Raw genomic sequence first — 26,909 nt, 5'->3', positions numbered from 1 at the left:
CTGGAAAAACCGTGCGCCGCGCTCTTCAGGCTTTCGCAAGAAAGCGGCTCCTACATTGCCGCGCAGCACCGCCAAGGCGGCCCGTTTTCGACTTTCGTTCTCACGACAGCAAGGAGCTCTGATGACTCACCACCGATCGCTTGACCTCGGTCAAGCCAGACTGTGGCAGCGTGCCACGCGTGCTGGCCGACGCGCCTGGATAGGTGCATGGGCCGCCGCCTGCGCGCTGGCCGCCACCGCGCTGGTGCCCAGCGCCGCCCAGGCCGTGCCCAGCTATGCACGACAGACCGGCTCGGACTGCGCCGCCTGCCATGTGGGCTCGTTCGGCCCACAGCTCACGCCCTTCGGCATCCAGTTCAAGCTGGGCGGCTACACCGACAGCGACGGCAAAGATGGCAAGGTGCCGCTGTCGGCCATGCTGGTGGCCAACCACACCCACACCAGCAAGGACGCGGCCGAGGCGCCCGAGCGCTTCAGCGCCAACGACAACACCGCCCTGCAGGAGCTCTCGGGCTTCATCGCCGGCCGCTTCGGCGATCACGTGGGCGCCTTCGTTCAGTACACGTACTCGGATGTCGACCGCGCCTCGGCGATGGATCAGATCGACCTTCGCTTTGCCACGCCGGTGCAATTCGGCGACAAAGAAGCCACCGTCGGCCTGTCGCTCAACACCAACCCCACGCTGACCGATCCGTTCAACACGATCGGGCAGTGGCGCTTCCCCTACACCGAGTCGGACTTCGGCTATGGCACCGGCCCCGGCCCGCTCGTCGAAGGCCTCGCCAGCAGCGTGATCGGTGTGAACGGCTACATGCTGTGGGACAAGCACTGGTACGGCGAGCTGGGCCTGTACAACACCTTGTCCCCCTCGATGTTGAACCACTTCAACGCCGACGACGTGGGCAGCTTCAAGGGGCTGGGCACCTACTGGCGACTGGGCTACATGATGGACCGCAAGCGTGACAACTTCTCGTTCGGGCTGGTGGGCTTCGATGCCAAGCTGCGCCCCGATCGCAGCGCACCGCTGAGCGACCACTACCGCGACCTGGGCGTGGACGCCGCCTACCAGTGGCTGGGCAACCGTGAGCACATCTTCAGCGTCAACGCGAGCTACATCCGCGAATGGCAGACGCTGGACCAGACTCTCGCCGGCGGCGGGGCCTCGCATGCCAGCAACAGCCTGAACCAGGCCCGCGTGGCGGCCTCGTACACCTACGACCAGACCTGGGGAGTGACGGCCGGGCTGTTCAACACCCGCAGCAGCCAGGACAGCGTGCTCAACGCGAGTGCCCTCAATGGCCGTTCGGACACTGCCGGCTACATGCTGCAGGCCGACTGGACGCCCTGGGGCAAGGAAGGCTCGTGGGCCGCGCCGTGGGCCAACCTGCGCCTGGGTCTGCAGTACACCGGCTACAGCCGCTACCAAGGAGGCAGCCGCTACCTGGACGACGCCGGCCTGGAGCGCCGCGCCCGTGACAACAACACCCTGATGGCCTTCGCCTGGGTGCTGTTCTGAACTGGGGAGCACGACCATGACACGAGTTGCTGACGCGCCTGCCCGACGGGCACCGCTGCTGCGCGCCGCGGTGTGGGTGCTGGTGGCCACGGGCGTGACGACGTCGGCGCTCGGCGCCGGCGACGCCAAACGCGGCGCCAACACCTTCGCCGAGGAATGCGGCGACTGCCACAGCCCGAAAGAGGGCAAGGCGAAGAAGGGGCCGCCGTTGTTCGGCGTGGTCGGCCGCGCGGCCGGCACCGCGCCCGAATTCGCCTACTCCGATGCGCTGAAGGCCAGCGGCATCACCTGGAGCCCGGAGAAGATCGACAGCTACATCACGCTGCCGAAGAAGACCGTGCCGGGCGGCAAGATGAAGTACGACGGTCTGGCGGACGCGGGTGCCCGTGCCGACGTGATCGCCTACCTGCAATCCCTGAAATAGGCACCTGCCGCACTATTTCAGCTTGAGGCGGTAGAGCGTGCCGTGGTTGAACTCACCACCGGTCTCGGTCGTGCCGAAGAACTCGCCATCGCGGCCTTCAACCAGGCCGGCCATTGGCATGACACTCTGCTGCGTACCCCGGCCCGGGAAGGAGAAGATCGTTGTCATCTCACCGGCCGGTGTAACGCGGTAGACCGTGCCCGACTCGTTCTTGCCGCCGTACATCGTGGTGCCATAGAAAAGCCCATCACGCGCCAAGAGCAACTCGCCGTTCGGCTGGACCGGTGCGGGGCCGCCCGCACCGAAGCTCGTGAGAAAGCTCGCGGTGAGGGTGTTCGGATCGAAGCGGTAGAACATGCCGGTGTCGTGCTCGCCGCCAAAGATGGTGATGCCATAGAACGCGCCATCGGCACCCTGCACCAGGCCCGAGCGGGGGTGTGACCCCTGGCCATGGGCGCCGAACGAATACAGCAACTCCCAGGCGCCGCTGCGCGTCCAGCGGTAGATCGTGCCCCTGTCGAAGGCGCCGCCATACTCTGTGACACCGTAGATGCTGCCATCGCGCGCCTGGGTCAGCTTCATGGCGTCCGGCGTACAGCCATTGCCCGGGTCATGCGAGAACGGGTGCAGCACGCTGAATTCTCCGGCGCGCGTCAGTCGGAACAAGCTGCCGCACGGGCCGTTGACGATGCCATTCGTCGTGCCGTAGAACGCACCATCTGCGGCTTCTAGCAGCGGCGCGTGCGGGTTGCCGGCCGATGTCGAGTTGGGGTCGAAGGCGTGCAGCAGCGTCACCTTGCCGCCCGGCGTCATGCGGTAGACCGTGCCACCCCCGAGATCGCCACCCTCGGCGGCCACCCCGTAATACTTCCCGTCGGACGCCAGCACCTGGCCCTGAGGCCAGCGCCCCAGGCGGCGCTTGGTGAAGTCGTTCAGGACGGCGAATCCATCGCCGGAGCGGTCGATCCTGAACGCGCGGCCGTCGCCACCACGCACCCGCCCATCGTCACCAATCACCAGGGTGTGCCTGAAGTTGTAGCCGTCCCAAACGTCAAAGGAATGCAACAGCTCGTAGACAGCGGGCGCGGCGTTGGTGGCGGTCTCGGCCGATGCCGGCAAGGCCGCGGCGAGCGCGAGCGCGCACACCGGCCAGACAGAACAGCTTGAACGGCGGAACAGCGAAGCAAACAAGGTCATGAGCACCTCCTGCGGGAGCTCGCACTCTAACCTTCAAATAGGGTGCAACACCGCGTCGCCGGGAACCTTCTCCCTAACTTGCTGCCTGCTGACCTCCAGTGGTTTCAGCGCCGCCCGAACATCATCTGGCGCGCCAGGGCAGATTTGACCGGTGGCAACGCCTGCAGGGCGGCGATGCCCAGCCCGCGCGCCGCGGCCAGACCCGGCAGCTTCCAGGTGAAGCTGCGGGCGAGGAAATCGGTGGCGGCGATCATGCCCCAGCGGTCCGGCGCGCGCGACCACTCCACGCGGCGCAACGCACGGTCCAGATCGGCCGCATCGCGCAGCGACTGCACCAACGTGAACGCATCGCGCAGGCCCAGGTTCAGGCCCTGGCCGGCCACCGGGTGCAGCGTCTGCGCCGCATTGCCGATGCGCACCTGCCGGCCATCGACCAGCGTGCGTTCGGCGTTCAGCCCCAGCGCGAAGGCCTTCAACGGGCCGATGGACCGCAACGCCCCCGCCGCCGGAGGCAGCAGCGTGGCCAGCACCGCCTGGCGCTGCGCGTCGGTCAGCGGCGCGACCGGGTCGTCGTCGCTCGGCACACACCACACCAGCGCCGCGCGGCGCCGCCCGGGAGCGTCCCCGGCTTCGGCCTTCAGCGGCAGCAGGGCCACCGGCCCGTGGCGGGTGAAGCGTTCGAAGGCGACGCCCGGCGCGACATCGCCGTCGAGCTGCACCTGGCCCACCCAGGCGGTCTGGTGGTAGTCGCGGCTGAGGCCCTTGCGCGACTGCTCGGCGAACACGCCGCCTTCCGCGATGACGGCGAGATCGAAGACCTCGGCGATGCCGGCGTCCACCTCCAGCCGGTGATCGGGCAGGGGCTTGAGTGCCGACACAGGCGTGCCCAACCGGAAGTGGCAGCGCGCCGGCGCCGCCGCGCACTCGGCTTCCCAGGCACGCTGAAGCGGCGCCACGATCTGCCCGTAGCGCAGCACCGCGCCCAGCTGGGGCACGCCTTCATCGAACGCGTTGATCGTCAGCTCGGGCTGGATCGGCACGCCGGTCAGGGTGGGCGGCGCCTGCGACACATGCACCTGGGTGATCGCCTGCGCCTGCTCGGCCGGCCAGACCGCCAGCCGCTGCAGCAGCTGCACGCTGCCCAGGCTGAGCGCCAGGGTGCGCGGATCACCCGACACATCCTGCCCCGCGGCCCGGGCATCGAACAGGGTCACATCGGCCTCGGGCCACAACCGCGCGGCGAACAGCGCCAGCGTCAACCCCACCGGCCCGGCACCGATGACCGCCAGGCGCACCGCCGGGCGGTCACGGGACGGTGGATCGGATGGCCGGACCGACGGCCGCTCCGAGGACGCCTCGCCGGGCAGGGGTTGGGCGGCGGCGTCGCCGCCGGAGGAGGTCGGGGGGATGTCGGTCGGGCGGGTGTCGGTCGGCATGGCGTGCGGTGGGGCATCCAGGGCGGTGACGCGTATTATTCGTCGCGTCGGCAATCGCCGGCGACTTGCAATACCTTGGGGGACAGTGCCATGGGCCTGATGGATTTCATCAAGAAACAGTTCATCGACATCCTGGAGTGGACGGAGAGCGGCGATGGCACGCTCGCCTGGCGCTACCCCATGGCCGGCAACGAAATCCAGTACGGCGGCTCGCTGACGGTGCGCGAGAGCCAGATGGCGGTCTTCGTCAACGAGGGCCGCGTGGCCGACGTGTTCGGCCCCGGCATGTACAAGCTGACGACCCAGACACTGCCGGTGCTCACCTACCTGAAGAACTGGGACAAGCTGTTCCAGAGCCCCTTCAAGAGCGACCTCTACTTCTTCTCGACCCGCCAACAGGTCGACCAGCGCTGGGGCACGTCCCAGCCCGTGACCATCCGCGACAAGGATTTCGGCGCGGTGCGCCTGCGCGCCTTCGGCAACTACGCCTACCGGATCGCCGATCCGCGCCTGTTCCACACCGAGATCTCCGGCACGCGTGACCGCTACACCGTCGAAGACCTCGATGGCCAGCTGCGCGGCATGATGCTGCAGCACATCAGCGACGCCGTGGCCGGCAGCGGCATCCCCTTCCTCGACCTGGCGGCCAATCAGATCGAGTTCGCCCAGAAGCTGAAGGAGGCGACGGCCCCGTCGTTCGAGGCGATCGGCCTGAAGCTCGAAAGCGTGCAGCTGCAGAACGTGTCGCTGCCCGAAGAGCTGCAGAAGATCCTCGACCAGAAGATCGGCATGGGCATGGTGGGCAACAACATGGCCCAGTTCATGCAGTACCAGACCGCGCAGGCCATTCCCGCGATGGCCCAGGGCGCGGGCCAAGGCGGCGGCATCGCGGGCGACGCGATGGGCCTGGGCGCCGGCGTGGCGCTGGGCCAGGTGCTCGCCCAGCAGTTGAGCCAAGGCATGAACGCCGGTGCGGCGCAGGCGCAGGCGCAGGCGCCGGCCGCGGCAGCGGCGGCCCCTGCGGCCATCCGCCCCGACGAAGTGATGGCGACGATCGAAAAGCTGGCCGATCTGAAGGGCAAGGGCATCCTGACCGAAGACGAGTTCAACGCCAAGAAGGCCGAGCTGCTGAAGAAACTGGTCTGAGGAACCTCCACGGCCCCCTTTTCCGGGGCCTGCCCCCTCCCATGGGGGCCCGCGCAGCGGACCGGCGGGGCTGGATCCGTGCACGCCACTGGGCGGGCCCTCCTGTGCCCTCAAACATGCCTTTGATCGTTGGCCACTGAACCACCTTCATCGGGCCCGCCGCCGCGTGCTCAGCGGGCCTGGCGGGCTGCCTGCCCGGGCTGCGGCGCGCCGGTCGAGTTCGCCTCGTCGGCGTCGGCCAGCGCGGTCTGCAGCTTCTGCCGCTCCACCGTGCTGCGCGATGGCGCCACGCTGCGCCGCATCGGCGTTTCGGCCGAGCTGTTCGACGACCACTCGCCGCTGCAGCTGGGGGTGCGCGGCAAGCACCAGGGCGTGCCCTTCAGCATCGTGGGCCGCCTGCAGTACGCCTACGCCGACGGCACCTGGAACGAATGGCATGTGCTGTTCGATGGCGCGGGGGCCGACGGCGCCCCACGCGCCGCCTGGCTGAGCGAAGACAACGGCGCCTACGTTCTCTCGTTCGACCTGCCCACGCCGGCCGATGTGCCGCCGCTGGCGGAATTGCATGCGGGTGAGCGCCGGCTGATCGGCGCCAACGCCTGGAGCGTGGCCTCGGTGGTGCGCGCCAAGCTGCTGGCCGCCGAGGGCGAGTTGCCGCGGCCACCGCTGATGGGCACCGAGTTCACGGTGGTGGACCTGCGCAGCACCACCGGGGAGGTGGCCACACTTGATGACGCCAACCCCACCCAGCCGGCTTGGTCGGTGGGCCAGTCGGTGGCGCTGTCGTCGCTGGCGCTGAGCGGCCTGCGCGAGACGAGCGAAAAGACACTGCAGGGCCGCACTGTGCCCTGCCCCAGCTGCGGCGCCTCGCTGAGCCCGAAGCTCGAATCGACCCAGTCGATGAGCTGCCCGCAGTGCCGGGCGGTGGTCGACCTGAACAGCACCGCCGACGCAGTGGGCGTGGATCTGCGCTACTACGCGCAGAACAATTCCGGCCCGGGCGGGCTGGAGCCGCAGATCCCGATCGGCCGCACCGGCCGCCTGGCACTCGGCGACGACGGCCCGCTCGACTGGCAGGTTGTCGGCTACATGGAGCGTTGCGACCTGCCGCTGCCAGGCACCGACGACGAGGACGACGAGCAGACCTTCTGGCGCGAGTACCTGCTGTTCAACCGCACCGCCGGCTTCGCCTTCCTCGTGGACGCGGAAGACGGCTGGAGCTGGGTGCGGCCGATGACCGGTGTACCGCAGGTCAATGGCCGGGGTGCCACGTGGAAGGGCGCCGCCTTCCGGCAACGCTACCGCTATGCGGCCAAGGTCACCTGGGTGCAGGGCGAGTTCTACTGGCGCGTGCGGCGAGACGAACGCGCTGACGTCACCGACTACGACGGCCCCTCAGGCGGCAAGATGTCGCGCGAGCAGACCGGCTCGGAGGTGGTGTGGTCGCTGGGCCGAACAATCCCGTCCACCGACGTCGCCAAGGCCTTCAACATCCCGGCGGCGCTGCACGGCGCGTTCTCGCGTGACAGCAGCCCCTTGTCCGGCTTGTCGAGCAACCTGGGCACCAGCATCGGCAGCGGCGGAAGCAGTGGCCTCAGCCAGGGCGTGATCATCCTGATCGTGGTGCTGGTCGTCGTGGTGCTGATGGCCCGCTGCAGCAACGACGACTGCGACGAAACCAGGGCCACGTTCGGCGAATCGAGCGCCGAGTACCAGCAATGCCTGCGCAACCAGCGCTCGTCCGGCGGCTACCACGGCGGCGGCGGCTCGTTCGGCGGCTATTCGAGCGGCGGCGGAGGCCACAAATGAAGCTCAGGCGCCGCCGGCAGCCGCGCGGCCCGACGCCGGCTCACCAGACGAACGCCATTCACAGGCGCGACGGAAAGGAATCAACATGATGGGAATCGAGTGGCTCAAGCCCGAGGTGTTCTTCGGCTCGTTGCTGTTTGCACTGCTGGGCGTGGCGATCTTCTGGATCTGCTTCGTCATCGTCGACAAGATCACGCCCTACGACCTGTGGGGCGAGATCTGCGAGAAGAAGAACACGGCGCTGGCCATCGTCGTCGGCTCGACGGCGATCGCGATCGGCCTGATCGTCTCGGCGGCCATCCACGGCTGAAGCGGCACGCCGCCCTGGCGCCGCCACGCGCGGCGGGTGGGCCCGCGCCTGCCGACCAGCCGCGCGCCCTTCACACGCTCTGGCATGACCCCTCTGACGCCTGAGGCCCCCGACGCCACGCCCCGGGTGGCCCCTGCCGAGGTGCTGCTGCTGGCATCGGTGTTCGTCATCGCCGCTTGCGGGCTGGTGTACGAACTCGCGGCTGGCGCGCTCGCCAGCTACCTGCTGGGCGACTCGGTGCTGCAGTTCTCCACCGTCATCGGCAGCTACCTCGCGGCGATGGGGCTGGGCTCGTGGCTGTCGCGCTTCATCGAGCGGCAGCTGGTGGCGCAGTTCCTGCGCATCGAGCTGCTGGTCGGCCTGGCCGGCGGGTTGATGCCGGCCGCGCTGTTCGCCGCCCACGCCAGCCTGCCCGCTGCCAGCATGGGGCCGTTCCGCATCCTGATGTACGGCGGCGTGGTGCTGGTGGGCACGCTGGTGGGTCTGGAGATCCCGCTGGTGATGCGGATCCTGAAGCGCCAGTTCAGTCGGCGCTACGGCCTGAAGGATCTGGTGGCCCAGGTGCTGACCTTCGACTACCTGGGCGCGCTGGTCGTCGCGGTGGCCTTCCCACTGCTGCTGGTGCCGCACCTCGGGTTGGTGCGCACCGGCATCTTCTTCGGCCTGCTCAACGCGGCGGTGGCGGCCTGGGCGCTGTGGATGTTCCGGGGCGAGCTGCCGCGGCTGCGCAGCCACATCGTCGCCTGCGCCGCGGTGGTGCTGGTGCTGGCCGGCGCATTCGCCCAATCCGAACGGCTGACCACCTGGGCCGAAGAGCGCTTCTACGGCGAGGCGGTGCTGTTCCGCGAAACCAGCGCCTACCAGCGCATCGTGGTCAGCCGCGGCGCCGGCGGCGTGCGGCTCTTTCTCAACGGCAATCTGCAGTTCCATTCGAAGGACGAATACCGTTACCACGAAGCGCTCGTGCATCCCGCGATGGCCGCGCACGGCGCGCCCAAGCGGGTGCTGGTGCTTGGCGGCGGCGATGGCATGGCGGTGCGCGAAGCGCTGAAGTACCCCTCGGTCGAACAGGTGACGCTGGTCGAGCTCGACCCGCGCATGACCACGCTGTTCAGCCAGCAACCGCTGCTGGCGTCGCTCAACCAGCAGTCGCTGACGAACCCGAAAGTGAAAATCGTCAACGCCGACGCCTTCGGCTGGCTGGAACAGCACCCCGACGAGATGTTCGATGTGATCGTCGTCGACTTCCCGGACCCCAGCAACTTCGCGATCGGCAAGCTCTACACGACCAGCTTCTATGCGCTGCTCGACCAGCACCTGGCGGCCAGCGGCTATGCCGTCGTCCAGACCACCTCGCCGCTGATCGCGCGGCACAGCTTCTGGACCGTGGCGGCCACGGTTGAAGCCGTGGGGCTGACCGCCACCCCGTACCACGCCCATGTGCCGAGCTTTGGCGAATGGGGTTTCATCATCGCCAGCCGCCGCCCCTGGCACCGCCCGGCCGCGCTGCCCAGCGGCCTGCGTTTCCTGACGCTGCCGGGGCTGGACGCTCTGCTCGACTTCCCGCCCGACATGGCGCGCGTGCCCGCCGAGCCCAACCGCTTGTCCAACCAGGTGCTGGTGCACACCTTCGAAGAAGAATGGGGCCGGGTGCACCAGTGATCGCCGTGGGCCGACGCCGCTGGCTGCGCACCGCCCTCGCGGCACCGATCGCGGCGGGCCTGGCCGCCTGCGACCGCTTCGAGGCGGGCTCGCCGGTCGAAGCCCGCTGGGTAGGCGCCGCGCACGAGCGGGGCCACCGTATTCGCGCGCTGGCATCGAAATCCGGCAGCCTGCCCACGCCGGGGCGCCAGCGCAGCGCCGAGGCGCTGGTGATCGGCGGCGGCATTGCCGGCCTGTCGGCCCTGCGCGGGTTGGTACGCGGCGGCATCGACGACGCTCAACTGCTGGAGCTGGAAGACGAGGCGGGCGGCAACAGCCGAGGCCATGAGCTGGCGGGCTTCGCCTGCCCGCTCGGCGCGCACTATCTGCCGGTGCCGGGGCCGCAGACGCGCGAGGTGAGCGAGTGGCTGCATGAAATCGGCCTGATGCGCCTCGATCCAATCCGTCGCATCAGCGTCCCCGACGAACGCCACCTGTGCCACAGCCCGCAAGAGCGCCTGTTCATCGACGGTGTGTGGCAGGAAGGCCTGCTGCCCAACGCCAGCGACCGGCCCGACACGCTCGCGCAGTACCGCCGCTTTGCCGAGCGCACGGCCGCGCTGCAACGCGACCTGGGCTTCGCCCTGCCGACCCACCAGGTGGGCTGGACGGCCGGCCACGCGGCGCTCGACGCCCAGACCTTTTCCGATTGGCTCAAAGCCGAGGGCCTGCACGACGACCGCCTGCTGGCCTACCTCGACTACGCCTGCCGCGATGACTATGGTGCGGGCCTGTCCACCGTCTCGGCCTGGGCCGGCATCCACTACTTTGCCAGCCGCCATGGATTCCATGCGCCGGGCGAACGCGATCCGGCCACCGAGGCGGGTGAGAGCCCCGTGTTCACCTGGCCCGAAGGCAATGCCTGGCTGACCCGCCGGTTGACCGCACCGAACGCTGCACGCATCCACGCGGGGCGCACGGTATTGCGCATCGAAGAAGACCGGCACGAGGTCCGCGTGCTGGCCTGGAACGAGCAGGCGCAGCAGGCCGAGGCCTGGTCTGCACCACGGGCGGTCGTGGCACTGCCCTTTTTCATCGCCGCTCGCGTGCTGGCGAATCCGCCGTCGGCGCTGACCGATGCCGCGTCACGGGCGCGTTATGCCCCTTGGCTGGTCAGCAACCTTCACCTTGACCAGCCCCTGATCGACCGGCCCGGCGCGCCACCGAGCTGGGACAACGTGGCCTATGCACCCGCCGGCTCGAACGCCTCGCTCGGCTATGTGGACGCGCGACACCAATCCCTGAACCCGGTCCGCGATGCCACGGTGCTCACCGTCTACACCGCACTGCCCGAAACCCAGCGCACCGCGCTGCTCACCGACACCGCGCCCACCTGGGCCCAGCGGGTCATCCACGACATCGCCACCACCCTGCACCCCGATCTGCCCCGCCGCGTGAAACAGGCCGATCTGATGCGCTACGGCCACGCGATGCGCATCCCTGTGCCCGGGGCGCGCAGCGATCCCGCCCTGCAAGCTTTGCGCGAACGTCGGGGGCGGCTGCGTTTCGCGCATGCCGACCTCTGCGCGTACTCCGTGTTCGAAGAGGCCTTCTGCGAAGGGGTGCGGGCGGGCGCCGTCGGTGAAGGCTGACGAGCCGACCGGACGCATGGAAGAATCCCACCCACAACCATCGAAAAACGATCGGGAGGGACGGCCATGACACATGGCATTGAACTGGACGAGCCCCCATTCGGCCATCAGCCACCGCCGCTGGAGCCGGCGTCGTTCCCGCGGCGCTACCGTGCGCGGCTGCGCTGGAAGGTCGTCGCTGCCGCCATCCTGCTCGCCGGGCTGGTCCTGGTGTACTTCCACCCCGCCGCGTGGCTCCTGGCTCTTCTAGGCGCGCTATGCACCCTGGACGCGCTGCGTCGCGAGATCGTGTTGCGCGTGGACGCCATCGAAGTGCAGGGCATGCTGCGACATCGCGTCATCGCGGTGGGCCAGATCGAGGGCGTCCGCACCCAACCGCAGCCCTACGGCATGAGGGCCGTCACGCGGCTCGTCGTGGCTCGCGCTGACGGTGGCTCGATGCGACTGGATGGTGGTTGGGAAAGCGATGCCGCCTTCGAAGCCTGGCTCGCCCGACTCCCGGATCTGGACGAGATCAATCAGCGGGCCGCCCGAGACGCCATCGTCTCCGATCCGGCTTGGGGTGACGCCACCGACGAACGCTGGCCGCGCTGGCAACGCTGGCACGCCACCACACGCGTCGCCGTGCTCGTGCTGTCTGCCCTCGTGATCGCGTCGGTGTTCTGGCGCCGTGACCTCGAAGCACCGTTGTTCGCCGTGGCCCTGCTGCCGCTGATCCTGCTGGCCGCCGTGTCAGTCTCGTCGGGTCGTCTGCGTCTGGACAGCTCGCCCAGCGACCTGAGGCCCAGCCTGTACGGCCTGCTGCTGCTCTCCAGCGCAGCCTTGGCCATCCGTCAGTTCTCTGAAGTGACGCTGGAGCACTGGGCCGCCATCTTGCCGGCGACCGCCTTGCTGGGCGCGCTGTTGGTGGCCTGGGCATGGCGCTTGTCGCCCGGCCGGATGGAAGATGCCCAACGCTGGCCGATGATTCCGGTGTTGGTCGTCTATGCCAGCGCTGTGCTGGTGTTGCTCGACACACGCCTGGACAACGACCGTGGTCACGCGGATCCCGCGGTCGTCCTGGCCAAGCACTTCAGCGGCGGCCACTGGCGGCTGTTTTCGGTCGACGTCAGTCCGCTCGATGTTCACGCCAACAAACGGACGTACAACGTCTCGCTGGCCACCTACAACAACGTGAGCCCCGGCGAAACGGTGTGCGTGCGGCAGCATCCCGGCCGCTTCGGCTGGGCGTGGACCGACATCCAGCCCTGCAGCGGCGCAGCCGTCAGCGCCGGCACCGGCGCCTGGCCCGACCCGCTCTACCGCGCGCTGGTGCTCAACGCCTACACGCCCGAGCGACGCGGACCGTTGTTGAAGCTGCTGTTCGCCGCACAGTACGACGAGCTCGACACGCGGCTGAGCGACCTGCAGCGCCGCTTCGAGCGGCGCGAGATCGGCTCGATGGATGTGCTGGTCGCGTACCGTGACTTCTACGACCCGAATCCCGAGCTGGACACCCTGTTCGATGCGTGGGTCGCGGGCCACCCGCAGTCCTACGGCGCTCGCCTCGCGCGGGGCATACACCGCAAGTTCCAGGCGACCGCCTTGCACCGCGCAGGCTTCGAGAAGTGGGTGTCTCCGTCCGCCAATGTCGAGGCCGTGGTGGACAAGCAGATCGAGGAACTCGAACAGTCGATTGCGCTGACGGCCCAGCCGATTCTGTCGTACGTGCACCTGATGGACGCGGCGAACGATCGCCGCGATCGGCAGCAGATGCGCCAGTGGCTGGACCGCGGCCTGGCGGTCGAGCCGGGCAGCCTCGCGCTCACACGCAAGTACATGGCCCTGCTCGGGCAAGAGCGCGCGCGCGACGAGTTCCTGGCCGAATGCCGTGCGGCCGGCATGCCGACAGCCACGCTGAACACGCTGGAGGCGATGGCGCTGGTTCGTCGTGCGCAGAACCTGCGCCACGACAAGAGCGAAGACGCCGCCCTGGCCCTCGCGCGGCAGGCCATCGCGCTCGAGCCCTTTGCCGACGACCTGACCATGGCCCTGTACGAAGCCGCGTGGATCCTCGCCAGACAAGGTCAACACCAAGCCGCCGTGGACCTGCTGGAGCGGGCCGTTCGCACCAGCCCGACCGACGGATCGGTGCATGCGCTGATGGCGAGCTCTTTGTGGCGACTTGGTCGCCGGGACGAATCCCTTCAGCAGGTGCGCGAGGCCGCCGAGTTGGGCTGGGCACCGTCCCAGGCCTACCTGGGCGAATCGCTGCTCAAGGGCCAGGAGGTGCCCCAGGACGAGGTCGAGGCCCGCCAGTGGCTGTCCAAGGCCGCCGCTGCGGGCAATGAACGCGCGCGGCAGCTTCTGCGCGACCACCCGTCGCCGCGCTGAGACACCAAGGCGCTCCATCCACTTCAGCGTTCGCAGACACGAATCCATGGTTTGGGCCCTCCTCACCTTCGCCGCCTGGTTGGCCCTGAACCTCTGGATCACCCGGCGCTTGCTGCGCGCGGGCGATGCCATCGATCACCGTGGTGTCTTGATCGCGGCCATCTGGCTGATTCCGTTCCTCGGCGCCTTCACCGTGCGCGCGCATCTGATGGACCGGTTGCCCGAGGCCCCGGGGCACGAGCCGGCGCCGGAACAAGCGCCGGCACCGGCGCTGATCGAAGTGCCAGGTCGCTCGGCGGTCGATGTGCACGAGTTTCTGCGGCTGGCCCAAGGCTGGCCGGTGTTCGACTGGACCGCCGTTCAGGGTTGGCTGGCCGATGCGCCCGGCTCGGCGCGGGACGGGCGTCGCATCGCCGAAGAGGCCTGGCTGCTGCACCTGCGCAACGCCATGGGCGAGCACGCCTGGCTGCACGAAGGCGACGGTGTGTGGCTGCTGTCGTCCCTGACACCGCGCGCTGCCCAGAACACGGCTGCGTTCGTTTCGCGCACCCGACAGCGGGTCGCCCGCGTGCTCGACGGGCTCGCCCCCCGGCGCGAGGACGACCGGAGCATTCTCATCGCCCTCGACGATGAAGAGAGTTACTACGGCTACACCTCGGCCTACGAGCATGCAGAGGGCGAGCTCGCCTTCAGTGGCGGCATGTTCATCGACGCCGGCTGCCCGCATTTCGTGACGCGCGCGGACAGCCTGTCTCAGATCGAGCCGGTGATCGCACATGAGCTGACCCACGCCGCGCTCGCCCCGCTGCGCCTGCCAGTGTGGCTGGACGAAGGCATTGCGGTGAACACCGAGCAACGCCTCACCGGCAACCGACCGGGCGCGCACACCCCGCATGAGTTGCAGCAGATGCATCGCCGCTTCTGGGGCCCGGAAGAGATCCAGCAGTTCTGGACCGGCGCCTCCTTCCGCCGCCCCGACGAGGGCAACAAGCTGTCCTACGACCTGGCGCGCATCATCGTCGAGCAACTCGCGAAGGACTGGCCCACCTTCACCCGCTTCGCCCCGCAGGCCCGTCGCGACGACGGTGGCGCACTGGCGGCACGCGAGACGCTGGGCGTCAACCTGGGCGCCATGGTCTGCGCGCTGCTGGGCCGCGCCCCGGATGCCGCCTGGGAGCCGGCGCTGGTCGGCGCCCATGGAGCAAGCCCGGGCCACCCCCATGGGCCTCATCCGACGCGGGGAACCTGACGCGCCAGGCCCCTCAGGCGGCGGACGAACTCACCCTGCGCCAACCCGTCGCGGCGGGCCGCGCGCTCGCCGGCTCGGCCGAGGAGCCGGGCCGGTTCGGGCTGGCGGGCAAGAAGCGGACGATGGCCTGCGTCAAGCGACGGCCAGCTTGAATTGGCGAACGGTCTCGGCCAGGCGAGAGGCCTGTTCACGCAGGCTTTCCGTGGCGGCGGCACTTTGCTCCACCAGCGCAGCGTTTTGCTGGGTCACCTGGTCCAGCTGCGCCACCGCCTCACCGACTTGACCGATGCCTGTGCTTTGCTCGGCGGCGCTGTTGGAGATCTCGCGAATGAGCGTGCCCACGCGTTCCACGCGATGAACGATGCTGCTCATGGCCTGGCCCGCGACATCGACTTGCCGCGCGCCGATGTCGACCCGCTCGACGCTGCTGCCGATGAGGGTCTTGATTTCCTTCGCCGCCTCTGCCGAGCGCTGGGCGAGCAGCCGCACTTCACCAGCGACCACGGCGAAGCCGCGGCCTTGTTCGCCCGCGCGTGCGGCTTCCACCGCCGCGTTCAACGCCAGGATGTTGGTCTGGAAGGCAATGCCATCGATGACGCCAATGATGTCGTGGATGCGCTGTGAGGACTGGGCAATCTCGCGCATCGTCGACACCACCAGGGCGACCGCATCGCCCCCGTGGCGCGCGGCCTCGACGGTATCGTCGGCCAACTGATGGGCTTCGCGGGCCGTTTCTGCGCTGCTGCGAACGGTGCCGGCGAGCTGCTCCATCGACGCTGCGGTTTGCTGCAGATTGCTGGCCTGCTCTTCAGTGCGCTGGCTCAGATCGGCGGTTCCCGTCGCGATCTGGCTGGAACCGGTGGCGATGCTGTCGCTGCTTTGGCGCACTTGGGCGACCACCGCCACCAGGCCCTCGTTCATGCTCTTCATGGCGTACAGCAACTCAGCGACTTCGTCCTTGCCACGGGGCGAGATGCGTGAACTCAAGTCGCCGCGCGCCACGGTGCGCGCGAGCGACACCGCATCGCCCAAGGGGCGAACAATCGACTGGGTGATGCCGATGCCGACCACGACACCGACGGCGGCGCCCAGCGCGGCCAGCGCCAGCAGCCACGCGCCATCTTGCGTGGCCATCTGGTCAATGTGTTGCGCGGTGGCCGTCATCTCGGCCTGTTCATGCTGAACCAGCGCATCCACCGCCTTGAAGTAGGTGGCCTGCACCGGCCGCACCTGCTTCAGCAGCGCCGATATGGCCGCCGGATCGTCCCCCTGCATGCCGAACGCGACGGCCTGGTCCATCGCCTCTTTATAAGGCAACGCCGCCGCCGACACCGCCTGGAGCAAGGGCCGCCCGGTTTCCGTCGTCACCATCTCATTCAAGCGCTTGAACAAGCCGTCGATCGCCTTGGCGCTCTCATCGATGCGCTGCTTCTCAGACTTCTTTCCGGCCTCGTCGGCGATGAGGATGATGTTGCGCGCACCACGCGCCATCACGTTGAGGTTGTCCTTGACCTCGGCGAGCACCGCGACGGTGGCCATGCGCTGGCCCGCCAGCGCCTTGACCTGTGCGCTGAGCTCCTGAAACTCGGAACGGGCGAAGAGCGCCATGGAGACCGTGACGAGCACGGCGATGGTGAAACCAAGACCCAATCGGGGCCCGATCCGGAGGTGACTGAGGCTGATCATGGAATTAGGCGGTTGAGGTGAAAAGGGGGTGCCGTGGGCACCGGATACCCCATGGAGTTTCGGCAATGGCGGCCCAGCCGAAAGGCGGACGAATCTCCAAAACGCCAAGCATTTCCACTTCAACAGCCCGGATGTGGTGGCCAACTGCTTCCAAAATCAGGATACGCATAAGCATGCGCGCCGAACCAAACGAAAGCGTTGAAGCCCCCTTCGCGACAGGCTCGCCGTCAGCCGCCGCCTGTGGCGACCATCCCCTGCGCCGCGGCCCAGGCCCCCACGTCATCGCGGCGTATCGCCGCGGCCATCAGGCCCGGGAAGGCATCGGGCGTGCAGGCGAACGAAGGAACACCCAGCGCCGCCAGCTTCGCCGCCAGCGCATGGTCGTAGGCCGGTGCGCCTTCGTCGCTCAGGGCGAGCAGGGTGATGAACTGCACGCCGCTTTCCACCAGCTCCATCGCACGGCGCAGCAACCCGGCCTCGACGCCGCCTTCGTAGAGATCGGAGATCAGCACGAGGATGGTGTTGCGCGGCTCGCGGATGATCGACTGGCAGTAGCCGACCGCGCCATTGATGTCGGTGCCGCCGCCCAACTGCACGCCGAACAACAGCTCGACGGGATCGTCCAGTTGCTCCGTCATGTCGACGACCGCCGTGTCGAAGACCACCAGCTTGGTGGCCACCGCCGGCAGCGTGGCCATCACCGCGCCGAAGATGCTCGAATAGACCACCGAGTTGGCCATCGAGCCGCTCTGGTCGATGCACAGCACCACCTCGCGCTGGGGCCGACGCGATTTGCGGCCGTAGCCGATCAGCGTCTCGGGGACGATCGTGCGGTGATCGGGTTGCCAGTGCTTCAGGTTGGCGCGGATGGTGCGGTGCCAGTCGATCTCGGCGTGGCGCGGCCGGCGATTGCGCTGGCTGCGATCCAGCGCGCCGCTGATGGCCGAGCGCAGCGGCTCTTCGAGCTTTTTCATCAGCTCGTCGACCACGCGGCGAACAACCAGCCGCGCCGTGTCCTTGGTCCCCGCAGGAATCACGCTAGACAGCGACAACAGGCTGGCGACCAGGTGCACGTTCGGCTGCACACTGGCCAGCATTTCAGGCTCCAGCAGCATGTCGCGCAGGTTCAGGCGTTCGAGCGCGTCGCGCTGCATCACCTGCACCACCGAGCTGGGAAAGTACTTGCGGATGTCGCCCAGCCAGCGCGCCACGCTGGGCGCCGATCCGCCGCGCCCACCGCGCCGGTCCTTCGACTGCAGGCCGCCAGGGCCTTGCGCTTCGTACAGCGCGGCCAGCGCCTGGTCCATCTCCACGGCCGCGCCGGTCGGTGCGCCACAACTGGCATCGGCCTCGCTGCCCAGCACCAGGCGCCAGCGGGCGCGGCGCTGGACGTCGTTCAGCGGCAAGTCGGTCATGCGTTCACTCCCAACAGCTGGCGCAGCAGCGGCAGCGGCAACATGGCGCGGGCTTCATCCCAATCGGCCTCGGCGGCCACGGGGGCCGCGACACGCACCCCCTGCGAAGCGCGCTGGCCCAGGTCACGCCGCTCGCCGGCCTCGAACGCCGAGAAGGTGCGGCGGACCAGCGGCAGCACACGAATGAAGTGCTCGTCGCTCAACGAGGCCAGCCAGTCGTCGACCAGGCGCCAGACCTGGGCGTCGTGCAGCAGAACGACGGCATTGCGGTTGAGGAAACCGTCCAGCCAGGCGGCGGCCTCGGTCGGCTCGGCGCCGGCCGACAGATGCAGCGACAAGGCGGTGGCCACCTGCTCGGCACTCCAGGCCCCGGCGTCGAGCAGCAACCGCGTCGCCACGCCCTGCAGCAGCTTGTGCGCACTGGTCTGCGATGCCAGCTGCGAGAGGGCGCGCTGCCATTCGGCCGTCTGCGCTTCGCCATCTCGCAGCCCGATGGCGGCATGCGCGGCGAGCAGATGCTGGCGCAGGCCCTCGGCGGCGGCATCGTCCACGGCACTGCACGCCAGCGGCAAGCCGATGGCGGCCCGCACGATCAGGCCATCCAGCACATGGCCCACCATCGACGCATCGGTCTGGCGCACGTTGCCATAGCGGTAGACGTTGGCGAGCGCCGGCAGCGCAGCCAGCAGTTGCTGGGCATCGCCCGTGCGCGCCGCGCGGTCTTCCAGCGCCTGGGTGGTCACCGCCACCGCGGCCTCCAGGTCAGCCAGCAGCACCTGATCGACCAGCTTCGACAACTCGGCCAGTGTCTGCACCTGGGCGCAACGCTCGGCCACCCGCGCCGTCGCCGCTTGTGCGACCGTCTGGCCCCACTGGCTGGCCTCGATCAGCAGCAGCTGGAACTCGGGCTGCCACTGCAGCGTCCAGACTTCATGGAAGGTCCCACGCGCGGAACGGCCCACCTTGGACAGGCTGCCCCACGGCACCTCGAGCAGGTTGAGCCGGTGCAGCAGGTGGCTGCGGGCCAGGTCGTTGGCGTTGCGCAGGTCCAGGTCGAGTGTCTTTTGCAGGGCCTCGGGTTTCAGTCGCAGGCTTTTCTGTGCCTGCTCGACATCGCGCTGCAACGGCACGGTGGGCACATCGGGCGGCACGCTGCCCAACTGGTCGCCCACGACCAGCGCATCGTGGATGAAGTGCAGCACCGAGTCGTCGCCCAGCGTCAGCACGGTGCGCGCCGCCTCGTGCAGCTCGTCAAGGCCCGGGGCAGGCCGCTGGCGCAGCGCCGCCAGCGTGTCGGCCAGGCGCGCGGCCTCGATCAGGTGGGCGGACGAGCAATCGAGTTCGCGCTCGCGCATCAGCCGCGCGATGCGGGCCAGCCAACCTATGGCGCGGGGCCGAGGGCTGTCGTGGCTGTTCCACAGGTGCTCGTACCAACCAGGCGATTCGATGCCCGCGCCATAGCCGCTGGCGCGCGCGAGGTGCCGATGGGTCCACGGCACCCAGGTGGTCTGCACCTTCAGCTTCGGCAGACCCTTGAGCAGCGCACTGTCGGCCTTGGCGGTGGTTTCGGACTTCAGGCCGCGCAAGTGCCAGGCACCGCAGACCACGGCGATGCGCTGGTGGCCTTCTTTCTGGGCGGCCCGCACGCACTGGCGCATGTGGGCTTCGCGCCAGGCCTCGCGTTGCGCCTCGTCGACATCGCGGGCCCGGGGCGGCTCGGCTTCCCATTCGGCGCGCAGCAGCGTCATCGCTTCGTCGATCGCGGCAAACAGCTCTTCGCCGTCACCGCGCTCCTCGACCATGTGGTTCCACCAGGCCTCGCCGTCGGCGTACCCGGCCGCGTGCGCCAACCAATCGAGCGGGTCGCCCGTGGCCACGCTCGCGGGTGAGGACGCTGCGGGGTCGATGTCCGCAGGGTCGGTGTCCACGGGGTGGGTGTCCTCAGGGTGAGTGTCGTTTGGCCCGGCGTCGACCACCGGCGACAGCGCAGGTGCATCGGCTGGCGAAGCAGCGCCCGCCTCAGGCTCCTCCGCGGCCGCAGCGGCCCGCGCTTCAGCCTGCATGGCATCGCGGCGGGCCTTCTCGATCGCCAGCCCGTGCGCCACCGGCAGATCGATGAAGCGGATGGGCACACCGGCCCGCACCGCCCAACGCAGCGCCTGCCACTCCGGCGAGAACACCGCGAACGGGTGGTACACGGCCCACTGAGGCTCGTCGGGGCAGTAGCTCAGCAGCGCCACCGGTGGCCGCATCGCCTCGTGCAGCGCCATGGCCAGCAGGCCCTCCGCCTCGGGCGGCCCTTCGATCAGCACGCAATCCGGCTGCAGCGCCTCGAAGGCCCGGCACAGGCTGCGGGCACAGCCCGGCCCGTGGTGGCGGATGCCAAACCAATGCGGGGAAGTCATGCCAGCCCCTCGTCCATCGCCTGCTTCGGCAGCTTGGCTTGGTCGACGCGGGCCGGTTCGCGGGCGCTCTGACGCGCAGCCCGTGCGCTCACTGCTGCTCCCGGAACGCGCGGTAGAGGTCCTTCCACTCGGCGCGTTCCTTGACGACCGTCTCGAGGTATTCGTTCCAGACCACCTGGTCCTGCACCGGGTCTTTGATGACGGCGCCGATCAGGCCCGACGCCATGTCGTGTGCGCGCAAGACACCGTCCCCAAAGTGGCCGGCCAGCGCCATGCCGCTGTTGATGACGGAGATGGCCTCGGCAGTGGACAGCGTGGAGCTGGGCGACTTGACCTGTGTCTTGCCGTCTTCCGTCCTGCCATTGCGGAGCTCGCGGAAGATCTGCACGATGCGGCGCACCTCTTTCAGCGCGGGCGGCTCGGCAGGCAGTTGCAGGGCGCGGCCCATCTCGGCCACCCGCTTGACAACGATCGCCACCTCGTCGTCTTCACTGGCAGGCACGGGCAGCACGACCGTGTTGAAGCGGCGCTTCAAGGCGGCCGACAGCTCATTGACTCCCTTGTCGCGATTGTTGGCCGTGGCGATGACGCTGAAGCCGCGCACGGCCTGCACCTCGCTGCCCAACTCAGGCACGGGCAGCGTCTTCTCGGACAGCACGGTGATCAGGCTGTCCTGCACATCGGCGGGGATGCGGGTGAGCTCTTCGACCCGGGCGATCTTGCCGGCGCGCATCGCCTGCATCAACGGGCTGGGCACGAGCGCCGCCTCCGACGGGCCGTGGGCCAGCAACTGCGCGTAGTTCCAGCCGTAGCGCAACTGCTCTTCGCTGGTGCCCGCGGTGCCCTGGATCAGGCGGGTGGAGTCGCCGCTGATGGCCGCGGCCAGGTGCTCGGACACCCACGACTTGGCGGTGCCCGGCACGCCGTAGAGCAGCAGCGCCCGGTCGGTGGCCAGCGTGGCCACGGCGATCTCCATCAGGCGCGGGCTGCCGATGTACTTGGCGCTGACCTCGAAGCCGTTGTCGAGCTTGCCGCCCATCAGGTAACGCACCACCGCCCAGGGCGAGAGCAGCCAGTTCTCGGGCCGCTGGCGATCGTCCTGCTTGCGCAGTTCGGTCAGCTCTTCGGCGAACTGCTGTTCGGCGTGCTGTCGCAGGACGGGCGTGGCATGGGTGGGGGCGGTCATGGCGTGTTCGCAGAAACGAAGAGGTGGAGGGCACGGCGCAGCGCGACGACTTGCGTCAGCGCATGCACGTGGTTGGCGTAGCTGGGGGTTTCGTCGGGCGGCCGGGGCAAATCGGCCAAGGGGGCGAGGGCATCGACGTGCAGCACGGCGCCCAGGTCCGGCAACTGCTGCAGCAGGTGCCAGTCTTGCCGCAGTGCTCCGGTGTTCAAGGCGCCCGGCTCCGCACGCAGGCGCACGGCCCGGGCGACCTCGTGAGAGAGCTCGACCGACAAGGTGTCGTCGACCGCGCAAGCGGCCAGCATGCGGGAAACGAGATGGGCGAGGTCGATGGAGCCGGTCTGCAGCTGCTGGCGCCAATAGCGTTCGCGACGCTCCGTCGGCAGCAACGCCAACACGGTGGACGGATCGTCGCGCAGCAGCTTCTGCGGCCAGGCATCGAGCAGGGCTTCGCACCAGGCCACGTCGGGCGCGGCGAACAGCACATCGCGCCAGGCGCGGAACAAAGCCTCGGCCCAATCGGTGCCGCCGGCCCATTCGACCAGCTCGGCCGCCTGGAGGCCGGTGTGGGTGGTCCACCAGCCCAGCGGCACCTGCCGCACCAGTTGGTACAGCCACCAGGCACGCTCGCCGAGTGACTCGTGGGTGGGGCGCGCCGCATCGAGCTGGTCCGACTTCCAGTCCGCCGCGGCCTCGGTGGGTGCGTCGATCTGCCAGCGCTTGCGCAGCAAGACCCGCTCGTGCCGCATCAGCTGCGCCAGACGCTCGCCGGCACGCCGGGGATGCTGCGCTTCAGGCAGCCGCAGCAACAGGCCCAAGGCCACCTGCCGCACTTCGCGGCTGCGATCGTTGCGCAACTGGTCGAGCAATGGTTCGTCGTCCGGGCCCAGGCTCACCGCCAGGGCACCCGCCAGTTCGGCCCGTTCTTTCGCCGGCAACTCGCCGAGCACCGCCGACAGGCGCTCGCGCGCCGCGGCCGGATCCGCGGCACGCTCGGCGGAGAGGAATGCCCGCCGCTGCTCGATGGTGCCGTCGGTCCAGCGCGCGTCCTGCGTCTCGGCCGCACTCACGCCGGCAGCGTATCGCCAGTCGTCACGCTGGGCAGCCAGCCACAGGCCGCGCTCGCCCAGCACCTCCACCAGCGCCGGCCTGAAGGCCAGCGAACGACGCCCCAGCTCGAGCGCCTGAGGCAGCAAGGTGTCGGGCAGACGGTGACCCGCTCGGGCCAAGCCGAGGCAGATGGCGGCATGCAACCGCGCCGGGCCCTCACTGAAGGCCCATCCGATGAGGCGCAGCAGGGAGGGGTCGGACAACGCGGGCAGGGTGTCCTCGGCCGCGGCGGCCGGCAGCGGCGCGGTCCAACGCTGCCCTTGCGCGCCGGCCAGGCTGCAGACGGCCAGCACGGCGGCGGCGCGCAGAGCGTTGGCCGGCGGCTCACCTTCCTCGGTGGCCTGCGCCACCAGTCGCCCCATGTCTCCAGGCCACACCGGCATCGGGCTGGGCTGGCGGTCGGTGCCGACCATCGCCGTCGGCAACAAGGCGGTCCACAGGCTGCTCATGCGACGCTCCTCTGCCAGCACGGCGCCAGCGCTCCCGTGCGCCAGCCCGTGAGTGGCCGCAGCACCTGCCCGTCCCATTCGCCGAACAACTGCAGCGGGTGGCCACCGCAGGCGGCCCACAGCGCCCACGCATCGGTCTCGCCGACGGCCAGCGGCAAGGCGCGGTCGCCCGCCACAGCGAGCAGCCGTTCGCCATCACGCACCGGCACGGCGTCGGTCAAGGTCAGCGGATGCCAGGTCACCCAGGGGCACGCGGCAACGCGCGACGAGATCGCCTGCCACTCGTCGACCCACGTCGGTCGGTGCCACGTCGGCCCTTCAGGCGCGCCGATCGGGTCGACCGCCAAGGCCCGCAAGCCGCTCGCGCCCGGAAAGAACGCAAGCTGCGCCTCGACCCCCATCCCGGTGACCCACCCCTGTTCGAAACCGCGGCCACCGAACGCGTGATCCAGCAACCAGGCCTGGCGCCCGCTGCGCTCGCCACGCAGCCACACCCGGCGCTCCACCAGCTTTTCATCGCGTTCGTCGTGGATCACCCCCAGCACGGTCCAGCGATCGGCCACACGTTCACCACCGGCCAACACTTCGGCCTTGTCATGCGGCCAGCCCACGATGGCGCGCAGATCGGCCTGCAGCGGTGCACCCAGGGTGGCGCGGCGAGCCAGGGCCTCGCCGGCCAGCTGCAGCAGGCCCAGGCGATGCAAGGTGCGCTCCGGCCAATCCTCGCCCTGGCGAACGCCATCGGCCGCATCGCGCACCCGCTGGCCCAGCCCCGGCGCCTGTGCGTCGACCATGCGTGCGGCCATCGTGTGCCAACCGCGCAGAAGCTCCGGGGTCAAGGCACCCAGGCCATGCGCCAGCTGATCGGCGAGCCAGCGGCGCAGCTCATCACCCGCGGCTTCGATGCGGCGCCAGCGCTGCGCCTCGCGCTTCTCAACCGCTTGCGGATCCACCGGTTCGGCGGCCTTTTCGGCCAACCGTTGTTCCTTCTTCTGCGCCTTTTCGCCGCGCGACGCCAGCCACTCCGTGACCCACGTCGGGGCCTCTCGGCCCTGAAACAGGCTGCTGTCCTGCGCACGCATCAGCAGCAGCGCCAAGCCGTGCTTGCACGGGAACTTTCGGCTCGGGCAACTGCAGCGAAACGCGGGGCCGTTGAAGTCGACCTGCGTCTGGTAGGGCTTGGATCCACTGCCCTGGCACTCGCCCCAGGCCGCGCGTTCGTCGGCCCCCAGCAAGGGCCACTTGGCCGGCGAGGTCAAACCCCGCGCCGCCTTGGCCGAAGAGTCATCCGGCGCCAAGGCCAACACCCCCTCCATGGTCAGCTGCATGCTGGCCCGCTCCCTCTGTCTGACGATATCTTGCCGGCAAGTCTAGTGCAGTGACGCCACGGCACACGTCTTTGTGGAAGACACAGCGCGATCCATTGACGAACGTGTGGTCGAACCGTAAAGTATTAACAAATGAGTTAATCGTTGAATTTTCTGACATGGTGGGCTCTCTCGACAAGGTTTTCGAAGCGCTGGCCTCCGGCCCGAGACGCCAGATCCTGGCTTACCTTGCTGAAGCCGAGTTGAGCACCAGCGAACTCGCAGAGCGATTTCAGATGAGTGCACCGGCCATCTCGCGGCATCTGTCGGTGCTCGAGAACGCCGGCTTGGTGACCAGTGAGCGGAAGGGGCAGTTCGTCCTTTACAAGCTCAATGCGGACAGTTTGGCCAGCACGCTCACCAGCTACGCGATGGAACTGTGCCCCGTCGGCAGGCCGCTCAAGCGTGAGTCCCGCGCTGCGGCGTCCAAGCGGCGCAAGGCCTCATGAGTGGTCAGGCTGAATCCGGCGGCAGCATTCCAACTGCCCACCGTGTGCAGTCGGATTGCCTCTCGCAAGTTCGGGAAGGCTCGGTGCACTACGCGCCATCGAAATCCATCTGGTTCGCAGGTATGGCGCTGGCCGCCGCCGTGGGTGGCGCAGCGACGATCAGCGTCGGCCACGTTCTTCTCTTCGTCATCAGCACCGGGCTGGTGCTGTTGTTCGGCCACTCGCTGGGCAGCCATCGAAAGCTGGTGCACAACAGCTTCCAATGCCCACGATGGTTGGCCCGCCTGTTGGTCTATCTGGGCGTCCAGGTGGGGCTGGCGGGTCCCTTGAGCCTGTTGCGCCAGCACGATCTGCGTGATTTCGCACAGCGATTGCCGGACTGTCACCCCTACCTCCGGCATGGCCGCCCGTTTTGGGTCGATGCATGGTGGCAGTTGCACTGTGACCTGCGGCTTGCCCGTCCGCCGCGCATCGCGCTGGAACCGGCCGTCGCCGAGGACCCTTTCTACCAGTGGCTGGAACGAACCTGGATGGCGCAGCAACTGCCCCCGGCCTTGCTGCTCTACGCCATTGGCGGTTGGGGATTCGTCTTCTGGGGCGTGTGCGCCCGCATCACAGTTGCAGTGTTCGGCCATTGGCTGATCGGATTCCTCGCCCACAACCATGGCGAGCTGCACCACACCGTCCGGGGCGCCGCGGTACAGGGCCGCAACGTGCGATGGGCTTCGCTGCTCACCATGGGCGAGTCCTGGCACAACAACCACCATGCATTCCCGGGTTCTGCCCGGCTGGGCCTGTACGCCGGCGAGTGGGATCCGGGCTGGTGGGTGCTCCGCGGCCTGCAGCGGGTCGGCCTCGTCTGGAATCTGCGCCTGCCGGCCGATTTGCCTCGCCGTGCAGAGGTTTGGCCACCCTACGTCTCGCCAGAAACGCCAGCCCATTCCGAGGTGCGACATGTCTGAACGCCCCGCATCGCCAGCGAGCGATGCCCAACGCCGCTACCAACGTCTTCGACAACTGTGGCCCGTGGCCGCTGGCGCACTGACTGGTGTGGCGCTGCGCCTGGGGTTCTCCGGCCGTGGCGGCGAGGCCTACACGCCGATGATGGCGAGCTTCCTGTTCCTCGTGCCGACCCTGGTAGGCGCCACCGCGGCCTACTTCGACGAACGCAACGGACCCGGTCGCCCCAGCACCCAATTCGTGCTCGGGGCTCTGGCCAACTTGGCCTTCGTGGCGGGCACGCTGGCGGTGATGATCGAGGGGCTGATTTGCGCCATCCTCATCGTGCCCCTGTTCATGCTGGTCGGCGGCCTGGGGGCGCTCTTGATGGGTTGGGTGTATCGACGGTTCCGGCGTCCCGACCGCACCCTTTACACCCTGGCGGCGCTGCCGCTGCTGCTGGGCGCCTTTGAGCAACACGTGCCGCTACCGGTCGAGGTTCACAGCGAGGAAAGGTCGCGCATCGTCCAAGCGACGCCCGAACGCGTCTGGCAGCAGTTGGAGAACGCAAGGGAAATCCAGCCGGATGAGGTCGAGCATGCCTGGATGTACCGGATCGGTGTGCCCTTGCCCGAGGCCGGCTTGACCGAGCAGACGGCAGATGGGCCGGTGCGTCACGTCACCATGGCCCGTGGCATTCACTTTGACCAGGTGGCGACACTGTGGCGGCCACAGGAGCACGTCCGATGGACCTACCGCTTCGCTGCAGACTCGTTCCCACCCCACGCGCTGGACGACCACGTGCGCATCGGCGGCCACTACTTCGACCTGATCGATACCGACTACCAACTGACACCGCGCCCGGACGGCTCGACCGAGCTTCAGATCCGCATGCGCTATCGGGTCAGCACGATGTTCAATTGGTATGCGCTGCCCATCGCCCGGTGGCTGATCTCCAACTTCGAGGAAGTCATCCTGGGGTTCTACGCCCATCGTGCTGAGGCCACTGGCTAGTCCAGTGAAACGGAGAAATTGGAAGTTCGTGGACACCTGCCGGCGATGCAATCAAGGCGCCAAGCGCAGCCGGGTTGGACACCCGGCGAGCATTGGCAACGCCGAGTGCGCCGCTGGCAGGTGCCCACCCTGTGGGCCG

General features: G+C 68.7%; 20 protein-coding genes. 12 read left to right on the top strand and 8 right to left on the bottom strand.

All coding sequences use genetic code 11. The annotated features are described in order from the left end of the window. The first annotated feature begins 121 nt into the window (after positions 1-121). Positions 122-1,516 carry a cytochrome c1 protein gene (locus tag AACH06_RS05875; protein ID WP_341424715.1) on the top strand — a complete coding sequence of 465 codons (1,395 nt, stop codon included), beginning with the start codon at positions 122-124 and terminating at the stop codon, positions 1,514-1,516. Positions 1,517-1,532: 16 nt separating this feature from the next. Further along, the gene (locus AACH06_RS05870) at positions 1,533-1,940 is read left to right on the top strand and encodes a c-type cytochrome (RefSeq protein ID WP_341424714.1); all 408 of its coding nucleotides are present in this window, start codon (positions 1,533-1,535) and stop codon (positions 1,938-1,940) included. Positions 1,941-1,952: 12 nt separating this feature from the next. On the opposite strand, the gene AACH06_RS05865 is transcribed toward AACH06_RS05870, so the two are convergent. Next, on the bottom strand, positions 1,953-3,137 hold the full coding sequence (locus AACH06_RS05865; RefSeq protein WP_341424713.1) for a choice-of-anchor tandem repeat GloVer-containing protein: 1,185 nt from the start codon (positions 3,135-3,137) through the stop codon (positions 1,953-1,955). Between the two features lie 104 nt (positions 3,138-3,241). Continuing rightward, positions 3,242-4,573: an FAD-dependent monooxygenase gene (locus tag AACH06_RS05860; RefSeq protein WP_341424712.1), complete on the bottom strand. Its 1,332-nt coding sequence runs from the start codon at positions 4,571-4,573 to the stop codon at positions 3,242-3,244. 90 nt (positions 4,574-4,663) lie between these two features. Here AACH06_RS05860 and AACH06_RS05855 point away from each other — a divergent pair, with 90 nt between their 5' ends. The 7 genes from AACH06_RS05855 (at position 4,664) to AACH06_RS05825 (ending at position 14,753) form a co-directional block, all read left to right on the top strand. After that, positions 4,664-5,719, top strand: coding sequence for an SPFH domain-containing protein (locus AACH06_RS05855; protein WP_341424711.1), 1,056 nt, complete (start codon positions 4,664-4,666; stop codon positions 5,717-5,719). 129 nt (positions 5,720-5,848) lie between these two features. Next, positions 5,849-7,528: a DUF4178 domain-containing protein gene (locus tag AACH06_RS05850; RefSeq protein WP_341424710.1), complete on the top strand. Its 1,680-nt coding sequence runs from the start codon at positions 5,849-5,851 to the stop codon at positions 7,526-7,528. Between the two features lie 88 nt (positions 7,529-7,616). Next, positions 7,617-7,838, top strand: a complete 222-nt coding sequence (locus AACH06_RS05845; RefSeq protein WP_423221993.1) for a DUF350 domain-containing protein — start codon at positions 7,617-7,619, stop codon at positions 7,836-7,838. Positions 7,839-7,922: 84 nt separating this feature from the next. Next, on the top strand, positions 7,923-9,500 hold the full coding sequence (locus AACH06_RS05840) for a polyamine aminopropyltransferase (RefSeq protein ID WP_341424707.1): 1,578 nt from the start codon (positions 7,923-7,925) through the stop codon (positions 9,498-9,500). A 5-nt stretch (positions 9,501-9,505) separates the two neighbouring features. Next, positions 9,506-11,131 carry an FAD-dependent oxidoreductase gene (locus AACH06_RS05835; protein ID WP_341424706.1) on the top strand — a complete coding sequence of 542 codons (1,626 nt, stop codon included), beginning with the start codon at positions 9,506-9,508 and terminating at the stop codon, positions 11,129-11,131. A gap of 66 nt (positions 11,132-11,197) precedes the next feature. Next, the gene (locus tag AACH06_RS05830; RefSeq protein WP_341424705.1) at positions 11,198-13,504 is read left to right on the top strand and encodes a hypothetical protein; all 2,307 of its coding nucleotides are present in this window, start codon (positions 11,198-11,200) and stop codon (positions 13,502-13,504) included. Positions 13,505-13,550: 46 nt separating this feature from the next. Beyond that, positions 13,551-14,753 carry a hypothetical protein gene (locus AACH06_RS05825; protein ID WP_341424704.1) on the top strand — a complete coding sequence of 401 codons (1,203 nt, stop codon included), beginning with the start codon at positions 13,551-13,553 and terminating at the stop codon, positions 14,751-14,753. Between the two features lie 132 nt (positions 14,754-14,885). Here AACH06_RS05825 and AACH06_RS05820 read toward each other — a convergent pair whose 3' ends face one another. From AACH06_RS05820 to AACH06_RS05795, 6 genes are all read right to left on the bottom strand, one after another. Next, positions 14,886-16,439 carry a methyl-accepting chemotaxis protein gene (locus AACH06_RS05820; protein WP_341424703.1) on the bottom strand — a complete coding sequence of 518 codons (1,554 nt, stop codon included), beginning with the start codon at positions 16,437-16,439 and terminating at the stop codon, positions 14,886-14,888. 227 nt (positions 16,440-16,666) lie between these two features. After that, on the bottom strand, positions 16,667-17,854 hold the full coding sequence (locus AACH06_RS05815; protein WP_341424702.1) for a vWA domain-containing protein: 1,188 nt from the start codon (positions 17,852-17,854) through the stop codon (positions 16,667-16,669). Further along, a complete protein-coding gene (locus tag AACH06_RS05810) occupies positions 17,851-20,259 on the bottom strand; it encodes a DUF5682 family protein (RefSeq protein ID WP_341424701.1) in 2,409 nt (802 codons plus the stop codon). Before AACH06_RS05810 ends, AACH06_RS05815 begins: the two co-directional genes overlap by 4 nt. 88 nt (positions 20,260-20,347) lie before the next feature. Next, on the bottom strand, positions 20,348-21,445 hold the full coding sequence (locus AACH06_RS05805) for an ATP-binding protein (protein WP_341424700.1): 1,098 nt from the start codon (positions 21,443-21,445) through the stop codon (positions 20,348-20,350). After that, positions 21,442-23,001 (bottom strand): DUF5691 domain-containing protein, encoded by a 1,560-nt coding sequence (locus tag AACH06_RS05800; RefSeq protein WP_341424699.1) that lies wholly within the window; start codon positions 22,999-23,001, stop codon positions 21,442-21,444. Before AACH06_RS05800 ends, AACH06_RS05805 begins: the two co-directional genes overlap by 4 nt. Beyond that, a complete protein-coding gene (locus AACH06_RS05795; protein WP_341424698.1) occupies positions 22,998-24,329 on the bottom strand; it encodes an SWIM zinc finger family protein in 1,332 nt (443 codons plus the stop codon). Before AACH06_RS05795 ends, AACH06_RS05800 begins: the two co-directional genes overlap by 4 nt. A gap of 104 nt (positions 24,330-24,433) precedes the next feature. On the opposite strand from AACH06_RS05795, the gene AACH06_RS05790 reads away from it, so the two are divergent. Genes AACH06_RS05790 through AACH06_RS05780 form a run of 3 tightly spaced genes read left to right on the top strand, consistent with a single transcriptional unit; the run spans position 24,434 to position 26,770 of the window. Further along, complete coding sequence (locus tag AACH06_RS05790) at positions 24,434-24,817, top strand: metalloregulator ArsR/SmtB family transcription factor (protein WP_341424697.1); 384 nt, start codon at positions 24,434-24,436, stop codon at positions 24,815-24,817. After that, on the top strand, positions 24,814-25,779 hold the full coding sequence (locus tag AACH06_RS05785) for an acyl-CoA desaturase (RefSeq protein ID WP_341424696.1): 966 nt from the start codon (positions 24,814-24,816) through the stop codon (positions 25,777-25,779). The genes AACH06_RS05790 and AACH06_RS05785 overlap by 4 nt, the downstream gene beginning before the upstream one ends. Next, positions 25,772-26,770, top strand: coding sequence for a UbiA prenyltransferase family protein (locus tag AACH06_RS05780; protein ID WP_341424695.1), 999 nt, complete (start codon positions 25,772-25,774; stop codon positions 26,768-26,770). The genes AACH06_RS05785 and AACH06_RS05780 overlap by 8 nt, the downstream gene beginning before the upstream one ends. Positions 26,771-26,909 lie beyond the last annotated feature (139 nt).

The sequence above is a fragment of the Ideonella lacteola genome (genome assembly GCF_038066555.1).
Taxonomy (GTDB): Bacteria; Pseudomonadota; Gammaproteobacteria; order Burkholderiales; family Burkholderiaceae_C; genus Ideonella; species Ideonella lacteola.
Note: the sequence above shows the minus strand (reverse complement) of the source record. Positions and strands in the feature narration are given on the sequence as shown.

Coding starts and splice junctions, on each gene's coding strand:
- AACH06_RS05845 (WP_423221993.1), top strand. CDS start 7,617: ATGGGAATCGAGTGGCTCAAGCCCGAGGTGTTCTTCGGCTCGTTGCTG.
- AACH06_RS05840 (WP_341424707.1), top strand. CDS start 7,923: ATGACCCCTCTGACGCCTGAGGCCCCCGACGCCACGCCCCGGGTGGCC.
- AACH06_RS05820 (WP_341424703.1), bottom strand. CDS start 16,439: ATGATCAGCCTCAGTCACCTCCGGATCGGGCCCCGATTGGGTCTTGGT.
- AACH06_RS05825 (WP_341424704.1), top strand. CDS start 13,551: ATGGTTTGGGCCCTCCTCACCTTCGCCGCCTGGTTGGCCCTGAACCTC.
- AACH06_RS05855 (WP_341424711.1), top strand. CDS start 4,664: ATGGGCCTGATGGATTTCATCAAGAAACAGTTCATCGACATCCTGGAG.
- AACH06_RS05860 (WP_341424712.1), bottom strand. CDS start 4,573: ATGCCGACCGACACCCGCCCGACCGACATCCCCCCGACCTCCTCCGGC.
- AACH06_RS05800 (WP_341424699.1), bottom strand. CDS start 23,001: ATGAGCAGCCTGTGGACCGCCTTGTTGCCGACGGCGATGGTCGGCACC.
- AACH06_RS05795 (WP_341424698.1), bottom strand. CDS start 24,329: ATGCAGCTGACCATGGAGGGGGTGTTGGCCTTGGCGCCGGATGACTCT.
- AACH06_RS05865 (WP_341424713.1), bottom strand. CDS start 3,137: ATGACCTTGTTTGCTTCGCTGTTCCGCCGTTCAAGCTGTTCTGTCTGG.
- AACH06_RS05815 (WP_341424702.1), bottom strand. CDS start 17,854: ATGACCGACTTGCCGCTGAACGACGTCCAGCGCCGCGCCCGCTGGCGC.
- AACH06_RS05785 (WP_341424696.1), top strand. CDS start 24,814: ATGAGTGGTCAGGCTGAATCCGGCGGCAGCATTCCAACTGCCCACCGT.
- AACH06_RS05805 (WP_341424700.1), bottom strand. CDS start 21,445: ATGACCGCCCCCACCCATGCCACGCCCGTCCTGCGACAGCACGCCGAA.
- AACH06_RS05780 (WP_341424695.1), top strand. CDS start 25,772: ATGTCTGAACGCCCCGCATCGCCAGCGAGCGATGCCCAACGCCGCTAC.
- AACH06_RS05830 (WP_341424705.1), top strand. CDS start 11,198: ATGACACATGGCATTGAACTGGACGAGCCCCCATTCGGCCATCAGCCA.
- AACH06_RS05870 (WP_341424714.1), top strand. CDS start 1,533: ATGACACGAGTTGCTGACGCGCCTGCCCGACGGGCACCGCTGCTGCGC.
- AACH06_RS05875 (WP_341424715.1), top strand. CDS start 122: ATGACTCACCACCGATCGCTTGACCTCGGTCAAGCCAGACTGTGGCAG.
- AACH06_RS05810 (WP_341424701.1), bottom strand. CDS start 20,259: ATGACTTCCCCGCATTGGTTTGGCATCCGCCACCACGGGCCGGGCTGT.